Source organism: Sporomusa sp., from assembly GCF_035561255.1.
Lineage (GTDB): Bacteria > Bacillota > Negativicutes > Sporomusales > Sporomusaceae > Sporomusa.
On the sequence record NZ_DATMXX010000163.1, the window covers coordinates 1 to 7,545 of the forward strand.

General features: G+C 43.4%; 5 protein-coding genes and 1 other annotated feature. Of the genes, 1 reads left to right on the forward strand and 4 read right to left on the reverse strand.

What is annotated here, in order from left to right:
* Nucleotides 1-54: 54 nt before the first annotated feature.
* From VN379_RS09305 to VN379_RS09315, 3 genes are all read right to left on the reverse strand, one after another.
* Nucleotides 55-1,140: an O-antigen ligase family protein gene (locus VN379_RS09305; protein ID WP_325533096.1), complete on the reverse strand. Its 1,086-nt coding sequence runs from the start codon at nucleotides 1,138-1,140 to the stop codon at nucleotides 55-57.
* A gap of 304 nt (nucleotides 1,141-1,444) precedes the next feature.
* Nucleotides 1,445-2,728 (reverse strand): folylpolyglutamate synthase/dihydrofolate synthase family protein, encoded by a 1,284-nt coding sequence (locus VN379_RS09310; protein WP_325533098.1) that lies wholly within the window; start codon nucleotides 2,726-2,728, stop codon nucleotides 1,445-1,447.
* A 52-nt stretch (nucleotides 2,729-2,780) separates the two neighbouring features.
* The gene (locus VN379_RS09315; protein ID WP_325533100.1) at nucleotides 2,781-5,441 is read right to left on the reverse strand and encodes a valine--tRNA ligase; all 2,661 of its coding nucleotides are present in this window, start codon (nucleotides 5,439-5,441) and stop codon (nucleotides 2,781-2,783) included.
* Between the two features lie 50 nt (nucleotides 5,442-5,491).
* Nucleotides 5,492-5,718, reverse strand: a binding site (T-box leader).
* 244 nt (nucleotides 5,719-5,962) lie between these two features.
* Here VN379_RS09315 and VN379_RS09320 point away from each other — a divergent pair.
* Nucleotides 5,963-6,832, forward strand: coding sequence for a formate/nitrite transporter family protein (locus VN379_RS09320; protein ID WP_325533102.1), 870 nt, complete (start codon nucleotides 5,963-5,965; stop codon nucleotides 6,830-6,832).
* An 86-nt stretch (nucleotides 6,833-6,918) separates the two neighbouring features.
* Here the strand turns inward: VN379_RS09320 and mobA are convergent.
* On the reverse strand, nucleotides 6,919-7,545 hold a 627-nt coding region (gene mobA, locus VN379_RS09325), incomplete at its 5' end, for a molybdenum cofactor guanylyltransferase (protein WP_325533104.1).

The following is a 7,545-nucleotide window of genomic DNA, read 5'->3' on the forward strand; positions in this document are numbered from 1 at the left end:
AATATAATGTGAGTGGCTCCAAGTAATTTAGCGCCACTCACTTAAAATAGTAATCTATTTGTAACGGAAGCTAGCCTCCCAAACAGCTACAATTACAGCATTCAAAAGCCAAAACAGCATCGACATTTGCACATTAAACATAATATAATCGGTAAATCCATTTGCCGCCAATCCAATTACTGCAGCAACTGCGCCAAGCATCACCCCGGCTACCCACTGATTTTGGGTCTGAGTCAAAACCTCAATGGCTCTCTTGATATGTCCATAAATAATGGCTAAGAATACAAGGAGGCCCGGAATACCAATTTCAGCCGCAATATGCAGATACATATTATGAGCATGAACAATAGTAGCGGCAGGGTTATTCAGAAAAAAGTCGTATTCCGGGTAAACCAGCCAATATGATCCCCAACCAATACCTAAGAGCGGCTTGTCTAAGATCATCGCAATAGTACTTTCCCAAAGCGCTATCCTGAGTGTTGACGAAGTATCTGTTGGATTAAAAATTGACAGTAAGCGTTCCATCACCCCGTCGTGACAAAAGAGCGCAATGGCAGGTATAACTAAAAATACCCACAGCACCTTACGATTGTACAAACGCCCGCATAACGCAGTCACTGCTACAATACTCAGCCAGGCTCCACGTGAATATGTAAGCACCAAACAGGTGCCCAGCACGGCTACAAGAGCAAAAAGCAGGATTTTTCCCTGGATATTTTCTGTGTGCAGCCCAATTCCAACAGCCAGGGACATAACCACAACTAAGAAGCCAGCCAATAAATTAGGGTTCTGCAATGTAGAGAAGATTCTGACTTTAAGTTCAGGGAACTGCTCACCATCTACCCATTGAAAAGCCGATATATCCACACCGTGGATATACTGGTAAAAGCCATAGCAAGTGACAATAACTGCGGAAGCAATTACTGACCATATTAATCTTTTGAGCTGTTGAAGCGTAACTAAATTATTAATAACCAGATAGTAAATTATTATATAGCGTCCCATTAGATGATAATAATTGTAAAAACTAAAGTCTCTGTCAGGCGATACACCAATAGAAGCTGCCGACAAAATAACAAATAAGGCAATCATCTCATCAAATGGTGTACGTTTTAAGAGAATTTTTTTTAATAAGACCATCTTACCTGCCCATAATGCAGTTCCTGCCCCTAAAAATAATGTAGCAATATCTAGCGACAGGGGTAAAAAAAAGGCTACAGCCAAAATGCAGTGTTCAATTAAATAATCAAGCCGAAATTGCGGCTGGCTCCTACACGTATATGCAATATGCACAGTTTCACCTACGGTTCAAGATTTTACTACTTCTACCTTAATTACCCTATTTTAATGATATGCTTTTTCATATGCTACTGCAACAAAACAATACTGGCGCTTGATTCACCCAAGCGCCAGTATTTATTATATACAATTACCGTTAATTTGTCTACTTATTAAGGATAATCTGGCGTGCCTCACCAATTAAGTATAACGAACCGGCTACACATACAACACCATTAGGGCCAGCCAATTCCTTAGCCCGATCAATACCACTATCAATGGCAGACGCTGCCTCCACATGATGAGCCTCTATTTCCCGGGCAATCTCTTCAGGCGTCGCCGCCCGGTATGACAAGGGCTGAACTGTAACAACCGTATCGATTGGGCGAATAAGTTCGCGGATAATTCCTGACACATCTTTATCGCGCAAAATACCTAAGGCAAAGGTTATTTCCCGGCCTGGAAACACTTGATCAAGATTCTGCCGGAGTACCCGGGCACCATCAGGATTGTGAGCGCCGTCAATTACAATAACTGGTTCACCCGCGATTATTTCAAACCGGCCTGGCCAGCGCACGGTTGTGAGTGCCTGCTGGATGGCTTTAATTGTAATGCGATTGTCGTTTTTCCCCAGAATAAGTGCAGTCGTAACAGCAATTGCGCTGTTTTCCAACTGATGACAACCAATAAGATTAAGATCGGTTTCAAACTGACCCAAGACACCAGCATCAAAAGCCACTTGCTGTTTACCATTATTAAAACCTTTAAACTCGCTTGAAAAATTCTCGTCTTTACTATAGACTAGCGCATTTTTCTCAGCTGCCGTCCGCTTGATAAAATCGAGCGCCTCCCCTTTGGCAGCAGTGACCACTGGCACCCCTTCTTTAATTATACCGGCTTTGTGATAAGCAATCTCAGCAATGGTAGAGCCGCAGCGGTCGGTATGTTCAAGAGTAACATTGGTAATGGCCGCAATTTCAGGAACAATGACATTGGTCGAATCTAACAAGCCACCCAAACCCACTTCGATAACAGCATATTCTACGCCTACGGCTGCGAAATAGTAGAAGGCGGCAGCGGTAATGACCTCAAATTCTGTCGGTTGCTCAAACCCTGCTGCCAGCATCTGTTCCACAAATTGGCTGGTGTAATCAATGGCCTGAGCAAACTCATCTTTCGTAATCTCCTGGCCATTAACAATCATTCGTTCAGGGTAGTCCACCAGATGGGGTGAGGTATACATGCCTGTTTTTATTCCGCTGGCAGTCAGAATCGCTGACAACATAGCTGTTGTTGACCCTTTACCATTAGTGCCGGTAACATGGATGGATTTAAAGCGGCGTTGTGGCTGCTGCATAAGTTCCAGCAGCCGTTCGATACGGGACATTCCCAGATTAATTCCAAACTTACTCAGATTTTCGAGGTAGGCCAATGATTGTTCATAAGTCATATTGCTGCACCTCCACATAAATTAAGTATCAGTGATAGTATTTATACATTCATTACAGGCGTGCTAAATACTCCAGACGGTCTCTGATAGCTGTCTGTTTTTCTAAATACTCGGTTTGTTTGGCTTTTTCCTTTTCAATAACCTCAACCGGTGCTTTGGCGGTAAAACCAGGGTTATTAAGCTTGCCGGCAATGCGGGACACTTCTTTGTCCAGACCATCAAGCTCCTTGTTTAGGCGCGCTGTTTCCTTCTCAATATCAATAAGACCTTTAAGCGGCAGGTAAATCTCAATACCGCTGACAACAGCAGTCATAGCATTTTCCGGCGTAATACCATCAGTGGTAAGAATTTTAACCGGCTCAGCAGCAGCCAATGTCTTGATATAGCCGATATTAGCTTCAATCTGATCTTTGAGCTCTGCCGAAGTAATCTTTAAAATTACTTCGCTCTTCTTACCTGGATGTACATTGACTTCAGCCCTCATATTACGCACTGATTTAATTGTCTCCATAATAACGCTCATTAGCTGTTCATCCTGGGCGCTCTCCAGTTTGGAATTTGCGAGCGGCCAAACGGCAGTCATTATGCTAATTCCTTTATGTGGCAGACTCTGCCAAATGTCTTCAGTAATGAAGGGCATAAAGGGATGTAGTAGTTTAAGTGTATTATTTAGAACATAATGAAGAACATACTGAGCCACATTGCGGCTCTCCTCATCTGCTTTATTATAGAGACGGCCTTTGGCAAGCTCTATGTACCAGTCACAGAATTCGTCCCAGATAAATTCGTATACCATCCGGGCAGCCTCACCTAGCTCGAAACGCTCCAGATTACGGGTCACATCGGCAACAGTAGTGTTATACCTGCTTAAAATCCAGCGGTCTGCCATTGTATATGCTTGTGACTCCGGCGTATGCTCCGGATCAAAGCCCTCAAGATTCATTAGCACAAAACGGGAAGCATTCCAGATTTTATTGGCAAAATTCCGGCTGGACTCTACCCGTTCCCAATAAAAACGCATATCATTGCCTGGAGTATTGCCGGTAATCAGCATAAACCGCAGTGTATCTGCACCATATTTTTCAATGACTTCCAGTGGATCAATACCATTGCCTAGCGATTTACTCATCTTGCGTCCCTGGCTGTCCCGTACCAGACCATGAATAAATACATGGTCAAATGGAATGTCTTCCTGAAATTTCAACCCCATCATGATCATTCGGGCTACCCAGAAAAAAATGATATCATAACCGGTAACTAAGACACTTGTCGGGTAAAACTGCTTAAGCTCCGCTGTATCCTTAGGCCAGCCCATGGTGGAAAACGGCCATAGCGCCGAGCTAAACCATGTATCAAGAACGTCAGGATCTTGTTCAACCCTACCACCACACTTGGGGCAAGCAGTAATATCCACGCGGGACACGGTAACCTCGCCACAGGGGCAATACCAGGCGGGAATACGATGCCCCCACCAGATTTGACGGGAGATACACCAATCACGGATATTATCCAGCCAGTTTGTATAAATCTTAGTGAACCGCTCAGGTACAAATTGCGTTCTGCCAGAAGTAACCGCTTCAATACCTGGTTTGGCGAGGGGCTCCATCTTGACAAACCACTGCTTAGATACCAGTGGTTCCACAACTGTACTGCAACGCTGACAATGACCGACAGCATGGTTATGTTCGTCGATCTTCACAAGATACCCCTGGTCTTTGAGGTCTTTAACCAGGGCTTTACGGCATTCATAACGATCCATTCCAGCATATTTGCCGGTGTCTGCCGCCATAGTACCATCAGGATTTATTACTACAATCTCAGGCAACCTGTGTCTGAGACCCATATCAAAGTCGTTGGGGTCATGGGCAGGAGTAACCTTTACGGCACCTGTACCAAATGCCGGATCGACATAATCATCGGCTACAATGGGCAGGCGGCGCCCAAGCATTGGCAGTATCAGATATTTACCGATTAAATGCTTATAACGAGCATCCTCCGGATGTACGGCTACGCCACTGTCGCCCAAAATAGTTTCCGGACGTGTAGTGGCTACTGTGACATACTCACCGTCAATGCCCTCCACCGGATAACGTACATGATACAAATTGCCGGGTTTTTCCTCGTGTTCAACCTCGATATCACTAAGTGCGGTATTACAGCGGGGACACCAGTTCGTGATACGGTTGCCCTGGTAGATAAGACCCTGCTCATATAAGGTAACAAATACCTCACGCACAGCATTTGAGCAGCCTTCATCCATAGTAAACCGTTCACGTTCCCAATCACAGGAAGCGCCTAACCGTTTAAGCTGATTAATTATACGGCTGCCGTATTGGGCCTTCCATTCCCAGACTCGATCAATAAATAATTCCCGTCCGAGATCGTAACGGGTTTTTCCCTCTTGCGCAAGAACTTCCTCAACTTTGATCTGAGTTGCAATACCGGCATGATCGGTACCTGGCATCCACAACGTATTATATCCCTGCAAGCGCTTGAAACGGATAAGAATATCCTGCAGGGTATTATCAAGAGCATGCCCCATATGGAGCTGCCCAGTTACGTTTGGTGGCGGAATGACAATACTGAACGGTGTTTGATCCTTATTTACCTCAGCATGAAATAAATGGTTTTCTTCCCAAAATTTATACCACTTGGCTTCAACTGCCTGTGGGTCGTACACAGTAGAAATTGTATTTGTCTGTTTTTCTTCCATATATCCTCCTTGAATTATATCATGCAGCATAATAAAAAGCCCTTTCGTCCCCTAAGGACGAAAGGGCTTAGCCTCCGCGGTACCACCTTGATTTCCAGCGCATAGTTGCGCCGGACTCTTGATATGCCGTAACGTGGCACAGCGGCTACGCCTACTAAAGTTCAGCACAGCAGCTTAGAGATGACCTTCTGTTAATACTCATACTGAAAGACCTCACAGCCTAGGGCCTTCTCTCTGAACAGACATATCAACATACTCTTCTCTTCATTGCTACTAGTGTATACAATTGCTTTCATTATACTGGCTCAGACGGACAGTGTCAAGTTTTGGCAGTCATTGTGTCTGAGCAAATTCCAGGGTAAATTTCAATATAGTGTGTCCAATAATAGCCCCAATCCATTCGGCGCAATATTCTTGCCATTCAGAATTATTTAATAGTGTTTGAATTATTCAACCACTACAATAGCTTATGAGTACTATCTCTCACTATCTGAGAGAGTACCATATAGAGGAGGAATATTATGAGCAACTACTGTACCCCAAAAGAAATTACCCAAAACACGTTAGAAATTGGTTTAATTAAGTCCAAAATGGACATAACCAAGATGGTGTTATTGGGGGTATTGGCTGGTGCCTACATTGGGTTTGGAGCTGAAGGGTCAACTATGGCGACACACGATATTCCCATTCTTGGTCTAAGCCGATTTTTGGGAGGCGCTATTTTTGCCACAGGACTTATGATGGTGATAATTTGTGGTGCCGAGCTGTTTACCGGAAATGTCTTGATCACAATAGGGGTGCTGGAAAGGCGAGTCAGCGTAGCCACGATGTTACAGAACTGGTTTTGGGTGTATGGTGGAAATCTAGTCGGTTCACTACTTGTGGCTTATTTTATGTACGCATCCAATCTATGGTCATTTAATAATTCTCTTCATGGTGCCTATGTGCTAAAAATTGCAGTAGGCAAGGTAAGTCTAACATTCTATGAGGCTTTTATCAGGGGTATCATGTGTAACTGGCTGGTGTGCCTGGCGGTATGGATGGCTTACTCGGCTAAAGACATTGCCGGTAAAGTGTTGGGTATTTTCTTTCCTATCATGCTATTTGTAACAAGTAATTTTGAACATAGTGTCGCCAATATGTATTATTTAGCTGCAGGATTGCTGGCTAAAAACGTACCCGCCCTAGCCGAAGCCAGTCATCTAGGAGCTAAACTAAACACACTGAATCTGGAAACCATTCTTCTAGGCAACCTGCTGCCGGTAACTTTGGGGAACATTGTCGGTGGTGCCTTGTTTGTTGGTTCTTACTATTGGTTCTGTTATTTACGCAACCCTAATATTGCCCAAATAACAGCACCAGATAAAAACGAAACTATTTGCGTAAAATAAATTATAATAGCACAACAAAAAGCCCTCTCATCCAACATTTGTATTGGATTTCATTATGTATGAATGAAAAGGCTTAGCTCCCGTAGTTATAAGTTTAAACTGCTTAGATAATGCTCGGCCTTATTCAGGTCTTCCACTGTGTTCACATTCAGAAAGTAACAATCCAATAAACTCAGCCTGTTCATTTCCTCTTGGTCAATATAAGCAATATTTACATCATCAAAAAAAGACTGAACACAACGTCTGTCTTTCTGCAAGTGAGCCTCAATTGCCGGCAAGCACTGTTTCGAATAAATTGCATGCAAGGGTTCTACGCTTTCCCCGTTATGTGGAATAAGAATATCTTCCTGTCCCAAACGGTTCAGCATATAGTGAACAAGGGTTTTATCAATAAACGGCATATCACAGGCAAAAACAAATATATAAGGCGTGGCTGAGCTGATTAACCCTGCGTGAATGCCCCCCAATGGTCCTTTATCTTTTATAATATCACCAACCATATCACAACCTAAATACTTATAATCTGCAAACTGATTAGTAATGATAATTGGGGTCTTATCAAAAATATCAACAACTTTTCTCAAAACAATTTCTATTAACGGCTGGCCCCCCAATCTTACAAAAGATTTATTGGCCCCCATTCGCTGACTTCTTCCGCCAGACAATATGAATGGAGTAATACTCTTCTGCCACTTGGCTTTATTTTGTAATTC

What these genes read in the sequence shown, in the direction of transcription:
- VN379_RS09310 (WP_325533098.1), bottom strand. Translation starts at nt 2,728, where the DNA reads ATGACTTATGAACAATCATTGGCCTACCTCGAAAATCTGAGTAAGTTT.
- VN379_RS09305 (WP_325533096.1), bottom strand. Translation starts at nt 1,140, where the DNA reads ATGGTCTTATTAAAAAAAATTCTCTTAAAACGTACACCATTTGATGAG.
- VN379_RS09315 (WP_325533100.1), bottom strand. Translation starts at nt 5,441, where the DNA reads ATGGAAGAAAAACAGACAAATACAATTTCTACTGTGTACGACCCACAG.
- VN379_RS09320 (WP_325533102.1), top strand. Translation starts at nt 5,963, where the DNA reads ATGAGCAACTACTGTACCCCAAAAGAAATTACCCAAAACACGTTAGAA.